Below are 21,287 nucleotides of genomic sequence, written 5' to 3'. Positions count from 1 at the left end.
CGGCTTTCAACGCTGTCTGATAGGAATGAATTGTAGCGTTACTTGTTGTCGGTTGTCGCTACAGATGCCGTGCTGATGTCAGGGGCGGCGGCGCGTGGCATCTGGATGCCGCCGGACACCACGAATACGCTCAGGAACTTGACGTCACGGCCGGCAGTCAGCGCCTGCGTGGCAGGCAGGCGGTTGCTGTTGCCAGTGCCCGCCGTGTCAGCGGTGTCGCCAACGGCGGTGTAGTTCAGCCCCCCTACGCTCAGTGACGGCAACGCCGGTGCTATCCCACCTTGCACGATAGGAGTCGCGGCTTGCGCCGAGACCGCGGCCGGCAACGGCGACGGCTGTGCCGACAGGACCGGCGTTGGCGTTGGCGTTGGCGTTGGCGTTGGCGTTGGCGTTGGCGTTGGCGTTGGCGTTGGAGCCGGCGCTGGCGCTGGCGTTGGTTCCGGCGTTGGCGCTGGCGTCGGAGCCGGCGCTGGCGCTGGCGCTGGCGCTGGCGTCGGTGCCGGCGTCGGTGCTGGCGTTGGTGCTGGCGTTGGTGCCGGCGTCGGCGCTGGCGTCGGCGTTGACGTTGGCGTTGGCGTTGGCGTTGGCGTTGGTGCCGGCGCTGGCGCTGGCGTTGGCGTCGGGGCCGGCGTTGGCGTTGGCGTTGGCGTTGGCGTTGGCGTTGGCGCTGGTGTCGGCGTTGGCGTCGGCGTCGGCGTCGGCGTCGGCGTCGGCGTTGGTGTCGGCGTTGGCGTCGGCGTTGGCGTTGGCGTTGGCGTTGGCGTTGGCGTTGGCGTTGGCGTTGGCGTTGGCGTTGGCGTTGGCGTTGGCGTTGGCGTTGGCGTTGGCGTTGGCGTCGGCGTCGGCGTTGGCGTCGGGGTTGGCGTTGGCGTCGGCGTTGGCGTCGGGGTTGGCGTGGCCGCAGTAATATCCGCGCTGGTCACCGCAGTCCCTGCAATACTGTAGTTATGCGCATCATTCCCAGTCAGCGCCAGCCCGGTCACATTAACAGTAACCGCCGTCCCTGCGGTACTCTGCACAAAATCAGCCGACGCAGCGCTGCTGTCGAGATGCACATCATCCGCACCAATCCCGCTCACCGTGCCGCCGCTGGTCAAGGTCGCCGTCGTGGTGCCATCTTCCACCTTGTTCGCAGCCGCCAAACCAACCACGCTCAACAACTTCTGCGTAATATTCCCAAGCACACTCGCCTGGTCCGTGAACACATAATTGCCGGCATCCGCACCACCATACGTGCTGCTGATGGTGGCCAGCTTGCCGCTCGCAGCATTCGCATCCGCATACGCGCCAGTAGCACTCACGCTCACATGATCACCGCTCACCAGATTCGCCAGCACCACGCCGCTGGTATCCAGCGGTGCAGTGGCGCTACCATCATATGCCTTGTCAGTCGCCGTGATGCCGGACACCGTCACCGCACGCGGCGTAATGGCTGCCGTCACCCCAACCGGATTGGCGACACTGTAATCCGAAGCCAGGCCAGTACCGTCGACCAGCGCCAGACCGGACACGCTCACCGCCTTGCCAGCTCCCGCATTTTTATCCGAAAACGTACCAGTCTGTCCGGAGAAGCTCACACTCTCGGAACCCACCAGGCCAGTCAAGGAACCGCCACTCAACACCGCAGTCGTATTACCGTCATAGGTCTTGTCGCCAGCCGTCATGCCGGTCAAGGTCAACGCCTTGGGCGTTACCGACGCCACATTGCTGGCGCTGGAAGCGGACAAACCTGGCAAGGCGTAATTGGCCGCCAGTCCGCTGGCGCCATCAGCCAGCGTAATCGCGCTCACATAGCTGGCCCCGCTCACGTGAGCACTATTAGCAGTCGCGCCGCTGTACGACAAATCCTCGCCCGCGACCAGATTACCCAGAGTGACCACGCCACTCAAATCCGCCGCCCCGTCATAGGTCTTGCTGGCATTGAGCGTGACCGTGCGCGGCGCGATGCTGGCCGCCGCGCTGGCGCTGCTGCTGGACAGCGTGTAGTTGGCGGCATCCGCACCACCCAGCGTAATACCGCTGATATTGACCGTATAGTTACCGACATTCTTGCTGCCGAACGCGCCGCTGCCGCTCAGCGTGACCGAGTCACCTGACACGACACCACTGGCGCTCACCGCTGCGGTGGTGGTACCGTCATACACCTTGCTGGTGGCGAGCGGTGTCAAAGTCTTCGGCGTAATGGTATAGCTGCCAGTATTGAAATAACCGACCGCATAGGTGGTGCCGCCATTCACATAGCTGGACGGATTGGAAGCGCCAGGCGTCAGGCTGGCATAACTGCCGGCGTTCTTGCTGGTCGTGGTATAGCTGACCGATGGCGACAACGAGGACACCGCAAAGCCGCCCGGCCCGCCCAGCGTGGTAAAGCTCAAGCCGGTGGCAACATTGCTGCCGTCATACGTCTTGCTGCCGGCGCCGCTCTGAATCACATAAATAGGCTGGGTCGACATGCTGACCGCCTGATATGTCGCGTACAGATAGCTGTTGTTTGAACCGGGAATCACCAGCGTGCCGCAATTCGGATACGGCGAGGCGCAGTCGCTCAACTGCGGCGCCTGGGTATAAGCCGACAACTGCGGTGCGCCATTCACAAACACCAGCCAGGCCGCCACCGACGGCCCCTGGAATGCAATGCGCGCGCGGCTGCCGTACGACACCAGGCCAATCGCGCCCTCATCGCGTACGGACGCACTGTAGCCCGCAGTGGAGTTCACCGCATTCAGCAGCATGGCGCCGCCGCCGGTGGCGCTGCCCACTGTGGTCAGGGTGCCGGAATTGCCTTCAAAACCGACGCCAAACGTCTTCACACCGCCGGTACTCTCGCCGGTGATGAACAAATTGCCGGTGCCGGACAAAATGGTGGCACCCGACTTGATGTACACCCCGCCGCTCACGCCGGAATAGCTGCCGCTGTTCGAGCCGGTCAGCGACTTGCCATTGATGACGATATTGCCGCCATTCGACAGAATGCTTTTGTTGGCTTCGACGATCACGGCGGCGGTGCCGGCCCCATGGTTGAGCGCATAGCCAATGCCATTGGTGGTGGTGCCATTGGCGCCGCCGATCAGGATATTGCCGCCGTTGGAATTCAGGTTGGCGTTGATATCCACGCCGCCGGCGGTGGCGCCCGCCGCGTTGGCCGCGCTCAGCGTGATGCCCAGCTTGCCCGCGCTGGCGCTGATATCGCTGTTGACAGTAATGCTGCGATCAGCACGCAGGGTCAGCGTGGCCGCGCCGCCGGCGGTCTTGGTGATGGCGCTGGCCACGGTAATGTTCCCGGTGCCGCTGGCGGTCGCGCCATAGCTGGTGTTGTTCGATTGCGTGGTGACCGTCACGCTGGTGCCCGCGTTGAGGGCGCTGTTGATATTGCCGGCGGCCGTGGCGTTGATGGTGTAGTCATAGGGATCGATCAGCCAGTGGCCGCCTTGGCCCTGCACCGAGCCGGCATCCACGCGCAACACGCGCGAGGTGGCGACTTCGGCGGCCGAGGTCTCGATGAAGCCGCCGTCGCCACCGTGTGCGGCGCTGGCGTCCAGCGTACCGGCCACGTCCACGCGGCCGTTGTGCATATCGCCCAGCAGCAGGATCTGGCCTTGTTCGCCGGTGGCCAGCGTGCGGGCCTGCACGACGCCGGTATTGTTGATGACCGTGCTCACCAGATCGCCGGCGGCCCTTGCGCTCATCAGCACATGACCGCCATCGGCGCGCACCGCGCCGCTGTTCTCGATCAGCGCATCCAGGGCAGCGCGCTGCACCTGCAGCTTGACCGGACCGCCCAGGTCCAGCTGCACCTCGCTGCCGGCACCCAGCAGCGCATTGCCGCGCTCGGCCGAGATCTCGCCGCTATTGATGATGCGCGCCGCCACCAGCGCCACCGTACCGCCTGCCGCAGCGCGGATATTGCCCTGGTTGATGACCGCGTTGGCACTGGCGCCCTGCAGGCGATAGTTACCGGCCATGAAATCCTGATTGCTCAGCGCCAGTGTCGACGCCAGCAAGCCGCCCACCTCCACCTGCGCGCTTGGCGAAAACAGCACGCCGTTAGGATTGAGCAGGAACACCTGGCCATTGGCCTTGAGTGCCCCCTGAATCTGCGACACATCGCTGCCCACCACGCGGTTCAGCGCCACCGCGCTGGCCGATGGCTGCACAAACTGCACCGTATTGCCCTTGCCGATGGAAAAACTGTTCCAGTCGATGGCCGCCCTGGCGCCCGACTGGTTGATGGTCATGCTATTCCCCAGCTGCGCGATGCTGGCCTGGCCGGCGGTGACCACCCCGCCGGTGGGTAAGTCCGCGGCACACACCATTGCCTGCGTCATCGCCGCGGCAGCGGCCAGCATGGCACGGCGCAGCGCGCGGCTGCTAGTGGCCTTGCCACGCGTGCCGCCCAGTTCCGAACAAACCTGCCACACACCTTGGGCGGCATTCCACACAATGCTGAAAATTCGGTTCATGACACTACCTTGCAACGATGTCGCCGGATGCAGCGTCGCCTACGGCAACGTGAAAGACCAGCTGGATATGAGGCAGCAAGGAGCGGGGCTGCAGGGGACGGGTGCGCGAAGGTTGAGCGTCACCGGGTGAGGAATTGATTTCTGTAAAGCAATTCCAATTTTACCGAAGAGGCCGGTGTTTTTGTACGCCAACACCGAAAAATCGGCATGCAGCGTTGGATTTACACATCAGGGTTGCAGCAATACCCGGCCGTAGGCGGTATCGGTGCGCTCGCCGGTGCGCGCCGGATCGTAAGCGAAGCGACAAGTTTGCACATAGGCAGCCGCCTGCGCGGCCAGCTCTGGCGGCTGGCCGCCGGCTTCGGCCACCACCCGCACCGGCACCCCTTCGGCGTTAAGCAGGAAGCGCAGCAGGATGCCATCCTTGCCGCTCGGGCGTGGATCGGCTTCGCGGAAGGCGCTGAAGCGCTCAGACGGCTGACAGCTGCCGTCTACCAGCAGCGGGCGCGACGGCGCTGCCCCATCGAGCTTCCAGACATATTGCAGCGGGAACGCCGTGCCCTCGCGCGCAGCGTCCAGGTTGGGCTGGAACTGGCATTGCGCAATGCTGTGGATTGCCGCGTCATCGAGGATCCGCCAGCCGCTGCTGCGCGCAATGACGGGCCGGACAACCTTGCCATCGGCGCCGATCTCGAAGCGAATGGTGGTCACCCCTTCGATTTCGTAGCGGCGCGCCTCGGCCGGCCATTGCGGCTGCAGACAGGTGGCGGGAGTGACCAGTGCCTGTAGCGGAATGGACACCGGCCCGGACTGGGCGGCACGGCTGCCGAGATTAAGCGCGGCAAACGCCACGGCACCGGCGGTGACGGCAAGCAATTTCTTGTTCATGCTGCGATCATAACGCGCTTACTTGTCGCCGACCAGCTGCACCGCATCAACCACTTTGTAATCACGCTGCACATTATTGGCAAAAGTGATCTTCACGCCCTTGGCCTTGTAGGCGGTTTTGTCGAAGCTGCGCACGAACCAGGTGCGGTTGCCGCGCTGGTCGCGCTTGACGTCATTCAGACCTTCCCACACGGTGTGCCATTTGTCGTCGGTGTCCTGCAGTTCCACCTTGTTGATGGCCTCCACACCCTGGCCGCCGCCGATCACCACGCGCACCTCGGTGGCGTTGACCGGCGTGGCATAGCTAAGCTCCAGCCAGTCAAAGCCCCTGTCGGTGCTGTTGTTGGTCCACTGATTGCCATCGGCGGGTCCGGTGGCCCGGGCCGGCAGATTGGAATCGCTTGGCTTGCGGCCGTTCTCGTCGCCAAACACCGAGCTGGCCTTGGCGTCCGTAGCCCACTGGGCGCGTGGATCATTGATGTACTTGTCTTCCATGACGCCGTAATCAAGCAAGGCTTTCTTCTCCGCCTGCTTTTGCTGCTCGGGCGTCAGCGTGGCGGGATCGGCTGGCGGCGCCGGCGTGGCGGTGGCCGGGGCGGCTGCAGGTGCGGGTTCCTCGACCTTTTCTTTCTTGTGGCAAGCGGCCAGCAAGGCAGCCAGCATCATGGCTGCCACGGTGGTGTGATATTTCATCGGCACATACCCCTTCAATGATGTTATAAAATTAATTTACATCATCTGGCAATATCGCCGCGCACTACTCATCAGTAAGAGGACCTCATGACCAAGGACTACCAACCCATCAGCTGCGACTTCCATGACCTGCTGGAAGTGCACGCCACCAGGCGGCAGGCCACCGACATCCAGTTCCGCGATGCCGATGGCCAGCTGCAAACCCGCCGCGCCGTCATCACCGACGTCTTTGCCAAAGACGGTGCCGACTACCTCACCCTCAGCACCGGCGAAGCCCTGCGCCTGGACCAACTGGTCGAAGTCGACCGCGCCAGGCTGGCGGATTACTGAAGCTAGCCGGCGGCGAGGTCGCGCAGAGCGGCGACCAGTTTGTCAAGGTCGGTGGTGCGGGTGAACAGGCCGGGGGTGACGCGGATGCAGGCGCCGCCGACCGGGCCTTTGCGCATCACGGTGAAGATGCCGTAGTGCTCCATCAGGCGGTTCACCAGCGCCACGTTGGCCTCCGGCGAGGTCTGCCCGAGCAGCCGGAAGGAAGTCACCGCGCCGTAGCTGCCGGCATCATCCGGGGTGAGTATCTGGATGTTAGGCAGGTCGCGCACGCGGTGCACCCAGTAGTCGCGCAGCTCACGCAAGCGGCGGCCGCGATTGGCGACGCCGATTTCTTCATGCAGTTTGAGCGCCGCAGGTATCGTCATCAGCGCCGCCGAATTCACCGTCCCTGAATGCACGCGCGAGCGGATGTCGCTGGCCGCATAGTCCTCATCGCCGCGCTCCACCCCGATCGCATCCAACCGCTCCTTGCGGATGTGCAGGAAGCCCGTACCTAAAGGCGCGCCGACCCACTTGTGCAAATTGGCGCCGACAAAATCCGCGCCCAGATCCGGCAGTTTGTAATCCAGCTGCCCCCACGATTGCGCCACATCGACAATCACATCGATCCCGCGCGACCTGGCGACCTTGATGATCTCCGCCGCCGGCAGCACGAAACCGGTGCGATGGTTGACGTGGGTGAGCAGCAGCAGCCGGGTGCGCGGATGCTGGCGCATCGCCTTTTCATACACGTCGATGGCGGCCTGGCGCGACACCGGCTCCGGCATCTGCACCAGCGCCACGCTGGCGCCATGGCGCTGCGCCAGATCGTTCATCGCATACTGCATGGCGTCGTAATCCAGATTGCAGTACATGATGGTGTCGCCCCGCTTCAGCAGGCGGTAATTGCAGATCAGGTTTTGCAGCGACTCGGTGGCGCCGCGCGTGATCGCCAGTTCGTCGGCCGGCACGCCGGTGTGCCGCGCCAGTTGCGCGCGGATCTGCTCCATGCCGTCATTGTCGAACTGCCGGCGCAGATGGAAAGAACTGTAACGGTTCAGATAATCGATGTTGCGCTTGAACGCCTCCGCCACCGGCCGCGCCATGACGCCATAGTAACCGTTCTCCAGATTGATGAAGTCACTGGCCACGTCATAGCTCTGCGCGATGCGCTCCCAGTCCGCATCGCTGGCCGGCGCGGCAAACGCGCCGGGCGCCGCCAGCGCCGTCAATCCCGCCGCCGCGCCCAGTAGCTTGCGCCGGTTCGCCTGGTATTCATTCATGCATCCACTCCCCTAATGTGTTCAGCGCCGATGGAAATGCCGCACCAGATCGGTGAAATGATTCACCGTCACCGACTTTTCGCGCGGCCGCGTAATCAAAGCAATCGCCGTGCCCAGATCCTTGTTGCTGATGTCCTGGTAGGTCACCCCCTCCACCTGGAACTGCGCGATCGATTCCGGAATGATGGCCACGCCGAAGCCGGCCGCCGCCATATTCACGCTGGACGAAATCTGCGGCGACTCCATCTCGATCTTGGGCGAGAAGCCCGCCACGCGACAGGCGCTGATAATGGCGTCATGCAGTTCGGGATTGATCGCGCGCGGATACAGGATGAAGGGATCGCCGGCCAGCTGCTTCAGGTCGATATTGCGGCGGCGGCCCAGCGCATGACCTGTCGGCAGCACCGCGATCATCTTCTCCTGCACCAGCGGCGTCACCTTCATCTCACCACAATCGAGCGGCAAACGCACCATGGCGCAATCGACCTGCGCGTCCGCCAGTTTGCCGAGCAGCGCCACGCTGTTGCTTTCCTCCGTGCGGATCTTCACGCCCGGATACGCTTCGCGGAACTTGCGCAGCAGCCGCGCCACCGCCGGATGAAACACCGTCGACCCGGCAAAGCCGATCGACAGATTGCCGCTCTCGCCACGCGCCGCCATCTTCACGTGTTCCAGCGCGTCGTTGGCGTCGTCCAGCACACGCTGCGCGCGCTCGCGGAAAATCACGCCGGCCTCGGTCAGCTCCACCCGGCGCGGATGGCGTACAAACAGCTTGGTGCCGATCTCCCTTTCCAGCTTGATGATCTGCTGGCTCAAAGGCGGCTGCGCGATGCCCAGCCGCTCCGCCGCCACCGTGAAGTGCAGATGCTCTGCCACCGCCAGGAAATAGCGCAACTGGCGAAATTCCATGCTGATCCTCTCATTTAAAAAAACCGCAATCGAAGCAGTTTTCGATATCTTTTTCGTCTTAAAGAGACTACCACGAAATATTGGATTCAGCGGCCGTGCTTTCTTAAACTGTCATCATCATGTTCAAGACACTGCTCACCACCACCGCCGCCAAAGCCAACCTGATGGACGGCATGCGCGCCGCCTCGGCCTCCGCCCTGATGTTGCTGGTGGGCTGCATGCTGCATGTGCCGGATTTCTCCTGGGCCGCCATCGGCGCCTTCTGGACCTCGCTCGCCACCGCGCCGCACGGCAGCCGCAGCCGGCTGGCGTCGATGCTGTCGTTCACCATGTTGTCCACGCTGGGCGGTTTGCTGACCACTTACGCGGCCGGCTTTGGCGCCACCGCCGGTGCGCTGACTATCCTCGGCTTCGTCACCATGGCTGGCCTGACGCGCATCTGGGGCGACGCGCCGTATCAGGTGGCCATCCTGGCCGCCACCGCCTGCGTGGTGATGGTCGACCATCCAACGGCGGGCGGCGCCGGCGGCTACGCCTACCTTGGCCTGTACCTGCTGGGCTGCCTGTTCGCCACCACGCTGAGCATGGCCATCTGGCAGCTGCGCCCGGCCGCGCCTGAACGTCACAACAATCACTGGCACCAAGCGGCAAGCCACAGCGTACGCACGGCCCTGCAGCAACTGCGCGCACACGCCTCCCTGAGCAGCGACGGCGTGCACTTCGCCCTGCGCCTCGGCATCGCCACCACGGCGGCTTACCTGGCGGTGCACAAGCTGGAACTGCCTTGCGGCTACTGGGCCACAATGGCCGTGCTGCTGATCCTGCAACCGTCGGCGGCCGGCACGCTGCCGCGCAGCCTTGAGCGCGCAGTCGGCACCGTGATCGGCACCCTGATTGCCGTCGCCATCGGCGCGCTGGCGCAAACGCCGCTGGAAATCGCCCTGGCCGTGTTCCCGCTGATCGGCTTGACGATGGCCCTGCGTCCGGTAGGTTACAGCGTGTTTGTCGCCTTCCTCACGCCATCGTTCGTGCTGGTGGCCGACTATGCGATGCCGGCAATCGAATACAACTACGCCCTGGCGCGGCTGGAGAACAACCTGCTCGGCAGCGCCATCGCCGTGGCCGCCACACTGACCCTGTGGCCGCTGATGGATCGCTTGCGCAAATAATTGTAGAATCCCAGGCGTCGAAGATATTCACGCCTATCCATGTCGCTAGACTGCCAATCCTGCGGTGCGTGCTGTGCCGTATTCAGAGTCAGTTTTTACTGGAGCGAGACCACGCTGCATCCCGAGGGCAGCGTGCCGCAAGAATTGGTCACGCCGATCTCACCCTACCACGTGGCGATGAAAGGCACGCTGCAAACGCCGGTCCGCTGCGCCTGCCTGGATGGCGAAGTCGGCAGCTCGGTCAGCTGCAACATCTACCCCCTGCGCTCCAGCACCTGCCGCGAATGCGAGGCCGGCTCCCAGCAATGTCTGCGCGCGCGGGAGCTGGCGGGCCTGTCGAACGGCACACGCGTCGCGGTCTGACAAACAAATCGGCGTCCTCCTACGCGAGCCGGCGGGCGGCGCCGATAAGATGGAACTCCCAGCAGTCAACCCGCCAGGAGATTCGTATGTTTGCGCTCAAAAAGCTCAGCCCGACCATTACCGACATGATCCGCTTCGACCACTCGCACGTGCTGGTCACTTTCCACCAATACACTGTCGGTGCCACGCCCAAAGTCAAGAAAGCGCTGGCCGACACCATTGCCAGCGCCCTGGAAATCCACGCCACGCTGGAGGAAGAAATCTTCTACCCCGCCATGCGCAGCATCGATAACGGCGAGCCGGTGCTGCTCAAGAGCGTTCCTGAACACAATGAAATGCGCCGCCTCATCAGCGAACTGCGCGCCACGCCGCCAGGCGACGTGCGCCACGATCAGCTGTTGCAAGAATTGATGCGCGACGTCATCCATCACGTGGCCGACGAAGAAACCGTGCTGCTGCCGCACGCGGAGCGCCTGCTGAGCAAGGACCGGCTAAGCGAGCTGGGGGCGGAAATGACCAGGCGCCGAATCGAACTGGTCGGTCCCAAGGCCGGCAAGCTGGCGATCGACACCGCCGTCGGCTTCTCCGGCAGCACCGCGGCGTGGGCCTTGGGCATCCTCGGCGCCCTCACAGCAGCCACGCTGCTGACCAGGAAAGCCAAGCCGGCATGACGCCTGGAGGAAAACCGCCTATTTCTCTGATACCAGGACCAAAAACGCAACGCCCTCCCCTCCAGCGATTAGGCTCATCCAAAGGGGGCGCTGCGCCCATCGGCGAACGACAGTACAATGAACAATTCATCAATGTCTGCGAGCGCGGTTTTGGGAGTATCAGTTATGAAGTATGTCGCAGTGGGTTTCCTGCTAATTTGCATTTTGCACGTCCATTTTCGCGGCAAAGTGCGTCTGCCTTTTATGCGGCAGTTGTTCGATCACTCGTCGTTCATGGCGCCGATTAACCTGTTCATGCAGCTATTGTCGCGGGTGCCGTCGAAGCCGTTTCTGCCGCCAGAGCCCTGGACGGATCTGGCGCCGCTGCAGCAGAACTGGCAAGTCATCCGGGACGAGGCGCTGAACCTGCTGGCGCTGCAAAAAATCAAGGCAGCCGAGCAGAACAACGATGCCGGTTTTAATTCTTTCTTTAAAACCGGCTGGAAGCGGTTCTACCTCAAGTGGTACGGTGCCGGCCACCCGTCCGCGGAGCGCCTGTGCCCGCAGACGGTGGCACTGCTGCGCGGTATTCCGTCCGTCAAGGCAGCGATGTTTGCCGAGCTGCCGCCCGGCGCCAAGCTCAACCCGCACCGCGACCCCTATGCCGGCTCGCTGCGCTATCACCTCGGCCTGGTGACGCCGAACGACGACCGCTGCTTCATCGAAGTCGATGGCCAGCGCCATAGCTGGCGCGATGGCCAGAGCGTGATCTTTGACGAAACTTATATCCACTGGGCCATCAACGGCAGCGAGACCAACCGCGTGATCCTGTTCTGCGATATAGAACGGCCGATGCGTTTTCGCTGGGCGCAGGCGGTCAACCGCTGGCTGGGGCGTACACTCATGACGGCTGCCAGTTCCCCGAACGAAACCGGTGACCAGGTCGGCCTGATCAGCAAACTGTTTACGATCTCCTACGTCATGGGGCGGTACCGGCGCCGCTACAAGGCCTGGAATAAGACCGCCTATCAGGTCACCAAGGCGGGGCTGATTATTGGTCTGGCGGGATTGATTATCTTGCTGTAGAGGTCAGCCTGGCAGCTAGTGTTCAAGGATGTATCCTGCTTAGCTTAGTCCACGCAGAAGAAGTTGTAGGTAAGTTGTCACCAGTTCTTGTACATTTTCCGCGTGGCGCTGCGCCCTCATCATTTCAGTCGCCAGCTTGTTAAGGTCTTCATTGAGGATTTTCCTCAGCTGATTAAGAGTATCTTCGCTAGCCAGCCGGCGCATGTCGAGGGCAAGCAGGTATCCCCCGGCGATATCTGGGTCGTAGTCAGCGGCCTGTACTACCCCATCAATTTCGTAGACACGATCGCCGTTCCCAGCGTCAGTGTAGGTTCGCAGTAACCAAATGGTCGATGCCTCGGCGTCCAGCAACGGTGGCCACCTCTTTCAGAATCTCTATCGTGATCGGATCGATGGGGCGATCATGTGGAATGGTTCGCAGAGCCATAGTATTTCTCCCAAATCAAGGATGCGGTATTTTTGGCTCTGGGTTCAAGCATGGCCAAGAGGTCAGAGTAGACAACCAAGGGAGGAGCGAGCCCAGGCTCAATTTCGATTGCCGGCGACCAGAATCTCTCAAGCAGTTCGACACTACCATATGGATCCGGCCTGAGTCGCGCGAGCTTCACCAATGCGTCTATGACCTCTGACATTGCCGCCGGGGCGACGTAGATAGTCTGGGTCGAAGGCTTTAGATGTGTGAGCATCTTGGCTGCCGCGACTTCTGCGCCCCACGATGCTTGCTTGGGGTCCAAGGCAAAGCGCTCCCACCAGAAGGGGTCTTGTGGGCGAAAGCGACGGCTGTTGAGTTTTGTGCGAAGAGCGGTAGGATAGTTGGCTATCCATTCGTCGATGAGTCGATCACGCTCTAATACACGCCGGCCAGACTTTGAGTTGGACACGTAGCCGCGTTGCTCCAGATCGTCTACAACGTTATATGCCGATCCTGCGGCAACGCCCGCCCAGTTGGCAATTTCCTTGAATGGCGCCCTCAAAAGCTCTGGTTGCGTGAGCAGAGCGAGTACGACGCGCAGGGCGGCCTGACCGGTTAGACCTTTAGCTGGCTTTGAGAAGTGGTGCGTCGTCTGACGCTTCTCACCAGCCACAAAGACAAAGAGGCCTGGAACACGGAGAAATGCATTGCCATGCGTATCGATGAATTGCAGGCCAATGGAGCGGCAGTGATTGGCGAGATCCCTGCTCAGGTAGTCTGTCACCAAGAGAAGCGGCTCGACCATCCTTCGTTGGCGTTCGTTGATCTGGTCAAGTACAGCTCGTCGATCAACCTTGGTTTTGCATTCGACAAGATATCGAAAAGTTTTATCTTCAGAATGGAGTTCTATGGCGGCATCTGCTTGGTAGCTTGGTCCGCGCTGCGGCTGGTAGTCAATGATTGAGGCGTACAGCGGTGTGATTTCAGCTAGCGCTTTCAGCGATAACGCCAGCAGCAATTCTTTTATCCCTTTTGATTGCGTCAAATAGTGATCGTTGCTCATTCAATTTTCTTCAAGTTCACGCTCCGTGAATTTTTATATTCCATGAAGATCCGCCAGAATATTCAAGAATTAAAAGTATTCACGAAACGTGAACATCTGAAAAATTTGAGCGAAAAGATGGAAAATCAAAACGATCCTGTACACCCTCCGACGCGCCAACGTGAAGTGTTGTAGCTATGCCGCTTTCGCGTGCGACGCTCATCGACGAAGATGCCAAGCGCGTAGCAGAGGGCACGTTCCGCTTTCTTCTTCGGCTTGGGAACGATGCTGGCCCTCAGCAGCTTACATGCATCGGCGCGTCCTCAAATTTGCGCAGACAACAAAAAACCCGCTTCTCCTATGAGAAAAGCGGGTTTTGAGATTTTTTGAAACTGCTTAATGCTGAGTTCTGGTGCCGCTGACCGGAATCGAACTGGTGACCTTCGCATTACGAATGCGCTGCTCTACCGACTGAGCTACAGCGGCGACGACCCGCATTCTAACAAAGAACCTTCACTGCAACCAGCCCTAAAACCATAATTTTTGGTCTAGTTGCAATTTTCACATTGCTTTCTGCGGATTAGGCTTCCTGGTGGTAAGCGGTCACCACCGCCACCTCGTCCCGCGAGCCCAGGAATACCGGCACGCGCTGGTGCAGCTTGGTCGGCTGGATGTCGAGGATGCGCTGCTTGCCATCGGTCGCCGCACCACCCGCCTGCTCAACGATGAAGGCCATCGGGTTGGCTTCGTACATCAGGCGCAGTTTGCCTGGCACCGAGGTGTCGCGCAGGTCGGCTGGGTACATGAAGATGCCGCCGCGGTTCAGGATGCGGTGCACGTCCGCCACCATCGAGGCGATCCAGCGCATGTTGAAGTTGGTGCCGCGCGGGCCGGTGTCGCCAGCCAGCAGTTCGCTGATGTAGCGCTGCACCGGCGGATGCCAGTGACGCTGGTTCGACATGTTGATCGCGAATTCCTTGGTCTTGGCCGGGATCTGCATGCCACGCTGGGTCAGCACCCACGAACCCATCTCACGGTCCAGGGTGAAGCAGTTGACGCCGTTGCCGGTGGTGAGCACCAGCATGGTCTGCGGGCCGTACACGGCGTAGCCGGCGGCGACCTGTTTGGAGCCGGCCTGCATGAAGTCCGCTTCGCTCGGCTGCCCCATGCCTTCCGGCGCTTTCAACACGGAGAAGATGGTGCCGATCGAGACGTTGACGTCGATGTTGGACGAGCCGTCCAGTGGATCGAACAGCAGCATGTATTCGCCTTTTGGATAGCGGTTCGGAATCGGGTGGATGGACTCCATTTCTTCCGATGCCATGGCCGCCAGGTGGCCGCCCCATTCGTTCGCTTCCAGCAGGATTTCGTTGGAGATGATGTCCAGCTTTTTCTGCACTTCACCTTGCACGTTTTCGGTGTCGGCGGAGCCGAGCACTTCGCCCAGCGCGCCTTTGCCGACCGAGTGGCTGATGGTTTTGCAGGCGCGCGCGACAACTTCAATCAGCAGGCGCAGCTCTGCCGGAATGTTGTTGTGGAGGCGCTGCTCTTCCACCAGGTATTGCGTAAGACTGACTCGTTTCATGTGTACCCTTGGTTGATTGTAATTAGTTGGCGAGAGCCTTCGTGATGACTTCGGAAACGTCATTCGACAGCTTGCGCTTGGCGACTTTTTCCAGTGCCTGTTTCATCTTGGCCTGCAGCGCCGGCGCATAACGGCGCCAGCGGTCCATGGCGCGCGCCAGGCGCGCTGCCACTTGCGGGTTGATCGCATCGAGCTTGATCACGTATTCGGCCCAGAATTCATAGGCGCTGCCATCGGCCGCATGGAATTGCGACGGGTTGGCGCTGGTGAAGTTGAAGATCAGCGCCCGCGCGCGGTTTGGCGTTTTCAGCGTGAAGGCCGGATGCTGCATCAGCTTGCGCACCGCCGCCACGTTGGTGGTCGGCGCCGAGGCCTGCATGGCGAACCATTTGTCGATCACCAGCGCTTCGTTGGCGAAGTCGTCGTAGAAGGCTTTCAGGTACGGGCCGGTTTCGGCGCCGCTGTGGATCATGGACACCAGCGCGGCCGAGCGGTCGGTCATGTTGGAGGCGTTTTCAAACTGCTGTTGCGCGAGCTTGAGCTCGGCCAGTTCCGGCGCCACCATCAGGTAGGACAGGCACAGGTTTTTCAGCGCGCGCTTGCCGGCCGACAGCGCGTCCGGGCTGTAGTCGCCGGGCGTCTGGTTGGCGTGGTATTGCGCCAGCAGCTCATCCTTGAGCGCGGCGCCGATGGTGCGGCGCATGAACTGGCGCGCGGCATGGATGGCTTGCGGATCGACCACGTCCATCTGCTCGGCAATAATGGTTTCCGATGGCAGGATCAGCGCCAGTTCGCGGAAGGCCGCGTCCAGCGCTTCGTCGGTCAGCACGGCGCGCATGGCGTCGATGAAGGTGTTGTCGAGCTTGAGGTTGGCGGCGCCGTGCGCGGCCACCTGCTTGGTCAGCTTGAGCAGGCGCTCCATGGCCAGGCGCTGGCCGGCCTCCCAGCGGTTGACCGGATCGCTGTCGTGGCTGAACAGGTGCAGCAGTTCGTCGTCGGTGTAATCGTATTCCAGGATCACCGGCGCCGAGAAGTCGCGCAGGATGGATGGGGTCGGACGTTCGTCGACATTGCGGAAGCGGAAGATTTGCTCCTGTTCGGTCAGCTCCAGCACCACCGTGGTGGCGCCTTTGTCGTGCTTGCCGTTTTCCAGCGTCAGCGGCAGATCCTTGCCGTTGGCGCCCAGCAGGCCCACCGCCACCGGGATGTGGAACGGCTGCTGCTCCGGCTGGCCGCGCTGCGACAGGATGATGTCGAAGTTGCGCTTGACGGCGTCGTAGCGGGTGCGCGCGGTCACCACCGGCGTGCCGGCTTGCGAGTACCAGCGTTCGAACTGGGTCAGGTCGCGGCCGTTGGCGTCGGCCATGGCGGCGCGGAAGTCGTCGCAGGTGACGGCCTGGCCGTCGTGGCGGTCGAAGTACAGGTCCATGCCTTTGCGGAAGCCGTCACGGCCCAGCAGGGTCTGGTACATGCGCACCACTTCCGCGCCTTTTTCGTACACGGTCACTGTGTAGAAGTTGTTGATCTCGACGAAGGAGTCGGGCCGCACCGGGTGCGACATCGGGCCGGCGTCTTCCGGGAACTGGGCCTGGCGCAGGGTGCGCACCTGGTCAATGCGGGTGACGGCGCGGCCGCTGTCGGTGCCGATCATGTCGGCGCTGAATTCCTGGTCGCGGAACACGGTCAGGCCTTCTTTCAGCGACAGCTGGAACCAGTCGCGGCAGGTGACGCGGTTGCCGGTCCAGTTGTGGAAGTATTCGTGGCCGACCACGGCTTCAATGCCGGCGTAGTCGATGTCGGTGGCGGTGCGTGGATTGGCCAGCACAAACTTGGTGTTGAAGATGTTCAAGCCCTTGTTTTCCATCGCGCCCATGTTGAAGTCGCCCACGGCAACGATCATGAAGCGGTCCAGGTCCAGCTCCAGGCCAAAGCGCTGCTCGTCCCAGCGGATCGAATTCTTGAGCGACTGCATGGCGTAGTCGGTCTTGTCGAGGTTGCCCTCTTCCACCCACACCTGCAGCAGCACGTCGCGGCCATCGGCCAGCTTGAAATTCTCCTCCTGGCACACCAATTTGGCAGCTACCAATGCAAACAGGTAGGAAGGTTTCTTGAACGGATCTTCCCACTTGGCGTAGTGGCGGCCGTCACCGAGGTCGCCCTGCTCCACCAGGTTGCCGTTGGACAGCAGCACCGGATAGGCGGCCTTGTCGGCGCGCAGCATCACGGTGTACTTGGCCATCACATCCGGGCGATCCGGGAAGAAGGTGATGCGGCGGAAGCCTTCGGCTTCGCACTGGGTGAAGAAATTGCCGTTGGAAACGTAGAGGCCGGACAGCGTGGTGTTTTCCACCGGTGCGCAGGTGGTTTCGATTTCCAGCACCACCTCGGCCGGTGTGTTGCGGATGGTCAGGGTGGCGTGGCTGAGCTCGTAGTCGCCCTCGCCCAGCTGCTGGCCGTTCAGGCGCAACTGCACCAGCTCGATCTCTTCGCCGTGCAGCACGATGTCGTGGCTGGCGGCGTCCGGATTCTGGCGCAGCGTGATGCGGTTGGCCACCACGGTGCGCGCCGGGGCCAGGTCGAAGCCCAGTTCTACGGTGTCCACCAAGTAGGCAGGCGGGGTGTAATCTTTGCGGTATATCGTCGTGGGGCTGCTGTCTGTGCGCATTGGTCGGCTCTGAGTGGACGGAGGCAAAGGCTTATTTTACCAATACCGGCGTCGGCCGAGGCGCGGAATTGTCATTTCGGCCAGTGTTACCGACTTGTAAGTTGCCGCTTTCCACGATGCGGTAACATTCTGTAATAATCATGCAAGGTCCAAGTGAGCATCCTAAACTTAGCTCTGGAAAATACCGTCTTACCTGAGAGGTCATCATGAAATATCTCGCCACCCTGGCCACAGCCGCTGTTCTGCTGCTGAGCGGCTGCGCCACCACCATCAGCAGCAACGTGACCGCCTTCAACGACTGGCCGGCCGATATTCAGGACAAGGCTTACGCGTTTGAAGCACCGCAAGGCGCCGACGATACGCTGGAATACCGCAACTACCAGGTGCTGGTCGCCAATGAGCTGAGCAAGCTGGGCTTCCACCAGGTGAGCGACAACCAACAGCCGAAATTGCTGGTTGGTATGAAGTTCTTCACCATTGATCATCCGGTGCGGGTGCTGCAGACGGAAGACCCGTTCATGGGTCCGTACTGGGGTGGTCCGTACTATGGCCGTTACTATGGTCGTTATGGCTGGGGCTACTCGCGCTGGGCCTATCGTCCGTTCTTCTACGATCCATTCTTCTATGGCCCGACTCGCGTGGAAGAGCGCGTCAAGCATCAGTATCAGCGCCAGTTGCGCGTGACCATCAACAGCACCTCCGGTCGCAAGCTGTATGACGTCACCGTGCAAAACACCAGCAGCGTGCAAGCCACGCCGCATGTGATGCCAGCCCTGGTGCAAAGCGCGTTCACCGGCTTCCCCGGCCAGAACGGCGTGCCGCGCACCATCGACATCACCATCGAGCCGAAGACGGAAACGATGCAGGCCGCCGCCCCCGCCCCCAAAGCCAACTGACCGTCATTCCGGCGCAGGCCGGAATCCATAGAACGCCGGCACGCATGTTAACGCGTGCTTTCTAAGGATCCCTGCTTTCGCCGGAATCACGCATGGCGCGCTTCAGCCACATCGGCAGCAGCCACCAAGCGCACAGGATCAACACCGCCATCACCACCGCCATGATCAGGCCGATGGTGGTGCCAAACACCTCCGAAATCACCAGCAAGGTTCCCAGCACCAGGGCGATCGCCAGCGAAAACGCGCCGGCGACGATCTGGCGCGTGGCTACGCGCTTGAAGCGCACGCGGTCTTTCAGCGGGCGCATCAGGCGATGCTGAATGGCCGGCGCGCTCAGCAGTACCAGGCTGGTCAGCGCAAAGAAAAAGGTGGCCAGGAACAGCTGCTTTTCCAGATGCACAATCTGCGAGAAGCCCGAGTTGAACGGCAGGATCACCAGGAACGCCGACAGCATCTGCGCCCCCGGCAGCAGGATGCGCATCTCGCTCAGCATGTCGGAAAAATCCCCGTCCTCGCGCTCCTCGGCGTCGTAATCCCGCGGCTCGTTCATGGCAGCAGAATGCTGGAGCCGGTGGTCTTGCGCGCTTCGAGGTCGATGTGAGCCTGCCGCACGTCTGCCAGGGCGTAGCGCTGGCGGATGTCGATCTTGACCTCGCCGCTGCTGACCACCCCGAACAGCGACTTGGCCGACGCCTCCAGGTCTTCCCGCTTGGCCATGTAGGCCATCAGCGAAGGCCGGGTGATGAACAGCGAGCCGCGGCTGGCCAGTTCGTTCAGGCCGAACGGCGGCACCGGGCCGGAGGCATTGCCGAAGCTGACCATCATGCCCAGCGGCTGCAGGCAGTCGAGCGAGCCGGTGAAAGTGTCCTTGCCGATCGAGTCGTACACCACCGAAACGCCTTTGCCATCGGTCAGTTGCTTCACCCGCTCGGTGAAGTTTTCCTTGTTGTAGTTGATGACGTGGGTGGCGCCGTTTTCAATCGCCAGCGCGGCTTTCTCGTCCGAGCCCACGGTGCCGATCAGGTTCACGCCCATCACCCGCGCCCACTGGCAGGCGATCAGGCCGACACCGCCGGCGGCGGCGTGGAACAGCACGGTGTCGCCGGCTTTCAGCGGCACGGTGCGGTGGAACAGGTATTGCACCGTCAGGCCTTGCAGCATCATGGCGGCGGCGGTGTCGAATTCAATCTGCTTGGGCAGCAGCAGGATTTGCGAGGCCGGGATGTTGCGCGCTTCCGCGTAGGCGCCGAGCGGACGGCCGCCGTAGGCCACCCGGTCGCCGGGCTGGAACCCGGTCACGCCCTCGCCCACCTCTTCCACCACGCCGGCGCCTTCCACGCCCAGTGCGCCGGGCAGTGGTTGCGGATACAGGCCGGTGCGGTGGTAGACGTCGATGTAATTGAGGCCGATGGCTGCATGGCGCATCCGCACTTCCCCGGGGCCGGGCGGCGGCAGGTCCACCTCCACCAGTTCCATCACCTCGGGGCCGCCTGTGCGGCTCATGCGGATCGCCTTGACCATCGTCGTTCTCCTTTATTGGGCTGCGCGTTGCTGAAGCTGAGACAGTACCAGATGTGCCGACGCCACGTTGGTCGCGCACGGCGTATTGTGCACGTCGCAGGCGCGGACCAGGGCGTTGATGTCCGGTTCGTGCGGCTGCGGGGTCATCGGGTCGCGCAGGAAGATCACCACGTCGATTTCGCCTTCCACCAGCAGGGAGCCGATCTGCAAATCGCCGCCGAACGGGCCTGAGTGCTTGCGGTCGACCGTCAGGCCCACTTCATTGATCAAGCGGCCGCCGGTGGTGCCGGTGGCGACCAGCTGGCAGGTCGAGAGGTAGGCCTTGTATTCGCTGGCCAGGGCGATCATGTCGTCTTTTTTCTTATCGTGAGCAATCAGGGCAATGCGGGTCTTCATGTCTTGATCCTATTTTTTGGACAGCAGATAAATCCCTGACAGGACCAGGGCGGTGCCGCCCAGCTGCCAGGAGGTGACGGGCTCGCCCAGCAGCAGCGCGCCCAAAAACAGCGTTGAAACGGGGCCGATCATACCAGCCTGCGAGGCCGTGCCGGCGCCAATGCGCTCGACCGCGATCATGGTCATGAACACCGGCGCCACCGTGCACAGGATGCCGTTGACCAGCGACAGGCCATACACCGGCAGCGGCTGCAGCAAGCCGGAGGCTGGCCGCAGCAGGAAGAACTGGCCCACGCAGGCGACGGTGGAGACGCACATGGCGTACGACACCAGCCGTATTGAGCCTAATCGTTTTACCATTTCGCCGGACAGCAGCAGATAGGCGGCATAGGCGGCGGCCGAGCCGGTGACCAGCGCGGCGCCGAGCACGACATTGCTGCCGCCCTGCAGATCGTGCACGAACACCAGCACGATGCCGAGGTAGGAAATGAGCAGCGCCATCCACTGCTTGCGGCTGATGTGCTGTTTGAGGAAGGTGGAGCTGATCAGCAGCACAAAGGTGGGCGTCAGGAACAGGATCAGGCGTTCCAGGCCGACCGAGATGTATTGCAGGCCGAGGAAATCGAGAAAGCTGGACAGGTAGTAGCCGACCAGGCCGAGGCCGAGGATGCGCCAGCGGTCGTTGGTGGTGAGCGGCGCCGCGGTGCGCATCTTCCACAGGGCGACGGCGGCAAACACCGGCAGCGAGAACAGCATGCGGAACGCGATCAGGGTGACGGCATCGATATGGTAGCGGTACAGCAGCTTGGCGACGATGGCCTTGGTGGAAAACAAAACCGAACCGCCGATGGCGATCCCGAGGCCGCTCAGAAAGGCGGCACGCGTTGGTGTGGTGCTTTTGTCCATACCCGAGATTGTACGGGCAAAAGCGAATGGCTGCTGAGCCCTCCCCCGGCAAAG

Annotated in this window: 19 protein-coding genes and 1 tRNA gene; 6 read left to right on the top strand and 14 right to left on the bottom strand. The window is 62.1% G+C overall.

Annotated features, from left to right (window positions below; genetic code table 11):
* Positions 1 to 38: 38 nt before the first annotated feature.
* The 3 genes from ABDW57_RS03815 to ABDW57_RS03805 all read right to left on the bottom strand — a co-directional run bounded on the left by ABDW57_RS03815 (position 39) and on the right by ABDW57_RS03805 (position 6,041).
* On the bottom strand, positions 39 to 4,460 hold the full coding sequence (locus tag ABDW57_RS03815; protein WP_343728873.1) for a YDG domain-containing protein: 4,422 nt from the start codon (positions 4,458 to 4,460) through the stop codon (positions 39 to 41).
* 228 nt (positions 4,461 to 4,688) lie between these two features.
* Positions 4,689 to 5,348 carry an energy transducer TonB gene (locus ABDW57_RS03810; protein WP_343728872.1) on the bottom strand — a complete coding sequence of 220 codons (660 nt, stop codon included), beginning with the start codon at positions 5,346 to 5,348 and terminating at the stop codon, positions 4,689 to 4,691.
* A gap of 18 nt (positions 5,349 to 5,366) precedes the next feature.
* Positions 5,367 to 6,041, bottom strand: a complete 675-nt coding sequence (locus tag ABDW57_RS03805) for a hypothetical protein (protein ID WP_343728871.1) — start codon at positions 6,039 to 6,041, stop codon at positions 5,367 to 5,369.
* 87 nt (positions 6,042 to 6,128) lie between these two features.
* Here ABDW57_RS03805 and ABDW57_RS03800 point away from each other — a divergent pair, with 87 nt between their 5' ends.
* A complete protein-coding gene (locus ABDW57_RS03800; protein WP_343728870.1) occupies positions 6,129 to 6,371 on the top strand; it encodes a hypothetical protein in 243 nt (80 codons plus the stop codon).
* A 2-nt stretch (positions 6,372 to 6,373) separates the two neighbouring features.
* Here ABDW57_RS03800 and ABDW57_RS03795 read toward each other — a convergent pair whose 3' ends face one another.
* Positions 6,374 to 7,633, bottom strand: a complete 1,260-nt coding sequence (locus ABDW57_RS03795; protein WP_343728869.1) for an aminotransferase class V-fold PLP-dependent enzyme — start codon at positions 7,631 to 7,633, stop codon at positions 6,374 to 6,376.
* Positions 7,634 to 7,654: 21 nt separating this feature from the next.
* Entirely contained in the window at positions 7,655 to 8,542 is an 888-nt protein-coding gene (locus tag ABDW57_RS03790; protein WP_343728868.1) for a LysR family transcriptional regulator, read from the bottom strand.
* Positions 8,543 to 8,661: 119 nt separating this feature from the next.
* On the opposite strand from ABDW57_RS03790, the gene ABDW57_RS03785 reads away from it, so the two are divergent.
* The 4 genes from ABDW57_RS03785 to lpxO all read left to right on the top strand — a co-directional run bounded on the left by ABDW57_RS03785 (position 8,662) and on the right by lpxO (position 11,810).
* The gene (locus tag ABDW57_RS03785) at positions 8,662 to 9,711 is read left to right on the top strand and encodes an FUSC family protein (protein WP_343728867.1); all 1,050 of its coding nucleotides are present in this window, start codon (positions 8,662 to 8,664) and stop codon (positions 9,709 to 9,711) included.
* Between the two features lie 39 nt (positions 9,712 to 9,750).
* Entirely contained in the window at positions 9,751 to 10,074 is a 324-nt protein-coding gene (locus ABDW57_RS03780) for a YkgJ family cysteine cluster protein (protein ID WP_343728866.1), read from the top strand.
* An 86-nt stretch (positions 10,075 to 10,160) separates the two neighbouring features.
* Positions 10,161 to 10,745: a hemerythrin domain-containing protein gene (locus ABDW57_RS03775; protein WP_343728865.1), complete on the top strand. Its 585-nt coding sequence runs from the start codon at positions 10,161 to 10,163 to the stop codon at positions 10,743 to 10,745.
* A gap of 165 nt (positions 10,746 to 10,910) precedes the next feature.
* The gene (lpxO, locus tag ABDW57_RS03770; protein ID WP_343728864.1) at positions 10,911 to 11,810 is read left to right on the top strand and encodes a lipid A hydroxylase LpxO; all 900 of its coding nucleotides are present in this window, start codon (positions 10,911 to 10,913) and stop codon (positions 11,808 to 11,810) included.
* A gap of 39 nt (positions 11,811 to 11,849) precedes the next feature.
* On the opposite strand, the gene ABDW57_RS03765 is transcribed toward lpxO, so the two are convergent.
* The 5 genes from ABDW57_RS03765 to pepN form a co-directional block, all read right to left on the bottom strand.
* Positions 11,850 to 12,161 (bottom strand): hypothetical protein, encoded by a 312-nt coding sequence (locus tag ABDW57_RS03765; RefSeq protein WP_343728863.1) that lies wholly within the window; start codon positions 12,159 to 12,161, stop codon positions 11,850 to 11,852.
* A 50-nt stretch (positions 12,162 to 12,211) separates the two neighbouring features.
* Positions 12,212 to 13,285 (bottom strand): type IV toxin-antitoxin system AbiEi family antitoxin, encoded by a 1,074-nt coding sequence (locus ABDW57_RS03760; protein WP_343728862.1) that lies wholly within the window; start codon positions 13,283 to 13,285, stop codon positions 12,212 to 12,214.
* A 389-nt stretch (positions 13,286 to 13,674) separates the two neighbouring features.
* Positions 13,675 to 13,750 (bottom strand) — tRNA-Thr (locus tag ABDW57_RS03755).
* Between the two features lie 94 nt (positions 13,751 to 13,844).
* Positions 13,845 to 14,849 carry a class 1 fructose-bisphosphatase gene (locus ABDW57_RS03750; protein ID WP_343728861.1) on the bottom strand — a complete coding sequence of 335 codons (1,005 nt, stop codon included), beginning with the start codon at positions 14,847 to 14,849 and terminating at the stop codon, positions 13,845 to 13,847.
* A 22-nt stretch (positions 14,850 to 14,871) separates the two neighbouring features.
* Positions 14,872 to 17,514, bottom strand: coding sequence for an aminopeptidase N (gene pepN / locus ABDW57_RS03745; protein ID WP_343728860.1), 2,643 nt, complete (start codon positions 17,512 to 17,514; stop codon positions 14,872 to 14,874).
* Between the two features lie 206 nt (positions 17,515 to 17,720).
* Here pepN and ABDW57_RS03740 point away from each other — a divergent pair, with 206 nt between their 5' ends.
* The gene (locus tag ABDW57_RS03740) at positions 17,721 to 18,410 is read left to right on the top strand and encodes a DUF4136 domain-containing protein (protein ID WP_343728859.1); all 690 of its coding nucleotides are present in this window, start codon (positions 17,721 to 17,723) and stop codon (positions 18,408 to 18,410) included.
* 61 nt (positions 18,411 to 18,471) lie between these two features.
* Here the strand turns inward: ABDW57_RS03740 and ABDW57_RS03735 are convergent, their stop codons facing one another.
* From ABDW57_RS03735 to ABDW57_RS03720, 4 genes are read right to left on the bottom strand one after another with little or no spacing between them, the layout of a single operon-like run.
* Positions 18,472 to 18,960: a DUF6328 family protein gene (locus tag ABDW57_RS03735; RefSeq protein WP_343728858.1), complete on the bottom strand. Its 489-nt coding sequence runs from the start codon at positions 18,958 to 18,960 to the stop codon at positions 18,472 to 18,474.
* The gene (locus tag ABDW57_RS03730; protein WP_343728857.1) at positions 18,957 to 19,931 is read right to left on the bottom strand and encodes a quinone oxidoreductase; all 975 of its coding nucleotides are present in this window, start codon (positions 19,929 to 19,931) and stop codon (positions 18,957 to 18,959) included. The genes ABDW57_RS03735 and ABDW57_RS03730 overlap by 4 nt, the downstream gene beginning before the upstream one ends.
* Before the next feature lie 12 nt (positions 19,932 to 19,943).
* Complete coding sequence (locus tag ABDW57_RS03725) at positions 19,944 to 20,327, bottom strand: methylglyoxal synthase (RefSeq protein ID WP_343728856.1); 384 nt, start codon at positions 20,325 to 20,327, stop codon at positions 19,944 to 19,946.
* 9 nt (positions 20,328 to 20,336) lie between these two features.
* Entirely contained in the window at positions 20,337 to 21,233 is an 897-nt protein-coding gene (locus ABDW57_RS03720; protein WP_343728855.1) for a DMT family transporter, read from the bottom strand.
* Between the last annotated feature and the right edge of the window lie 54 nt (positions 21,234 to 21,287).

It is taken from the genome of Duganella sp. (genome assembly GCF_039595735.1).
In the GTDB taxonomy this organism is placed as follows: domain Bacteria; phylum Pseudomonadota; class Gammaproteobacteria; order Burkholderiales; family Burkholderiaceae_D; genus Rugamonas.
The sequence above is the reverse complement of the archived record's forward strand: the minus strand, read 5'-3'. Positions and strand labels throughout refer to the sequence as shown.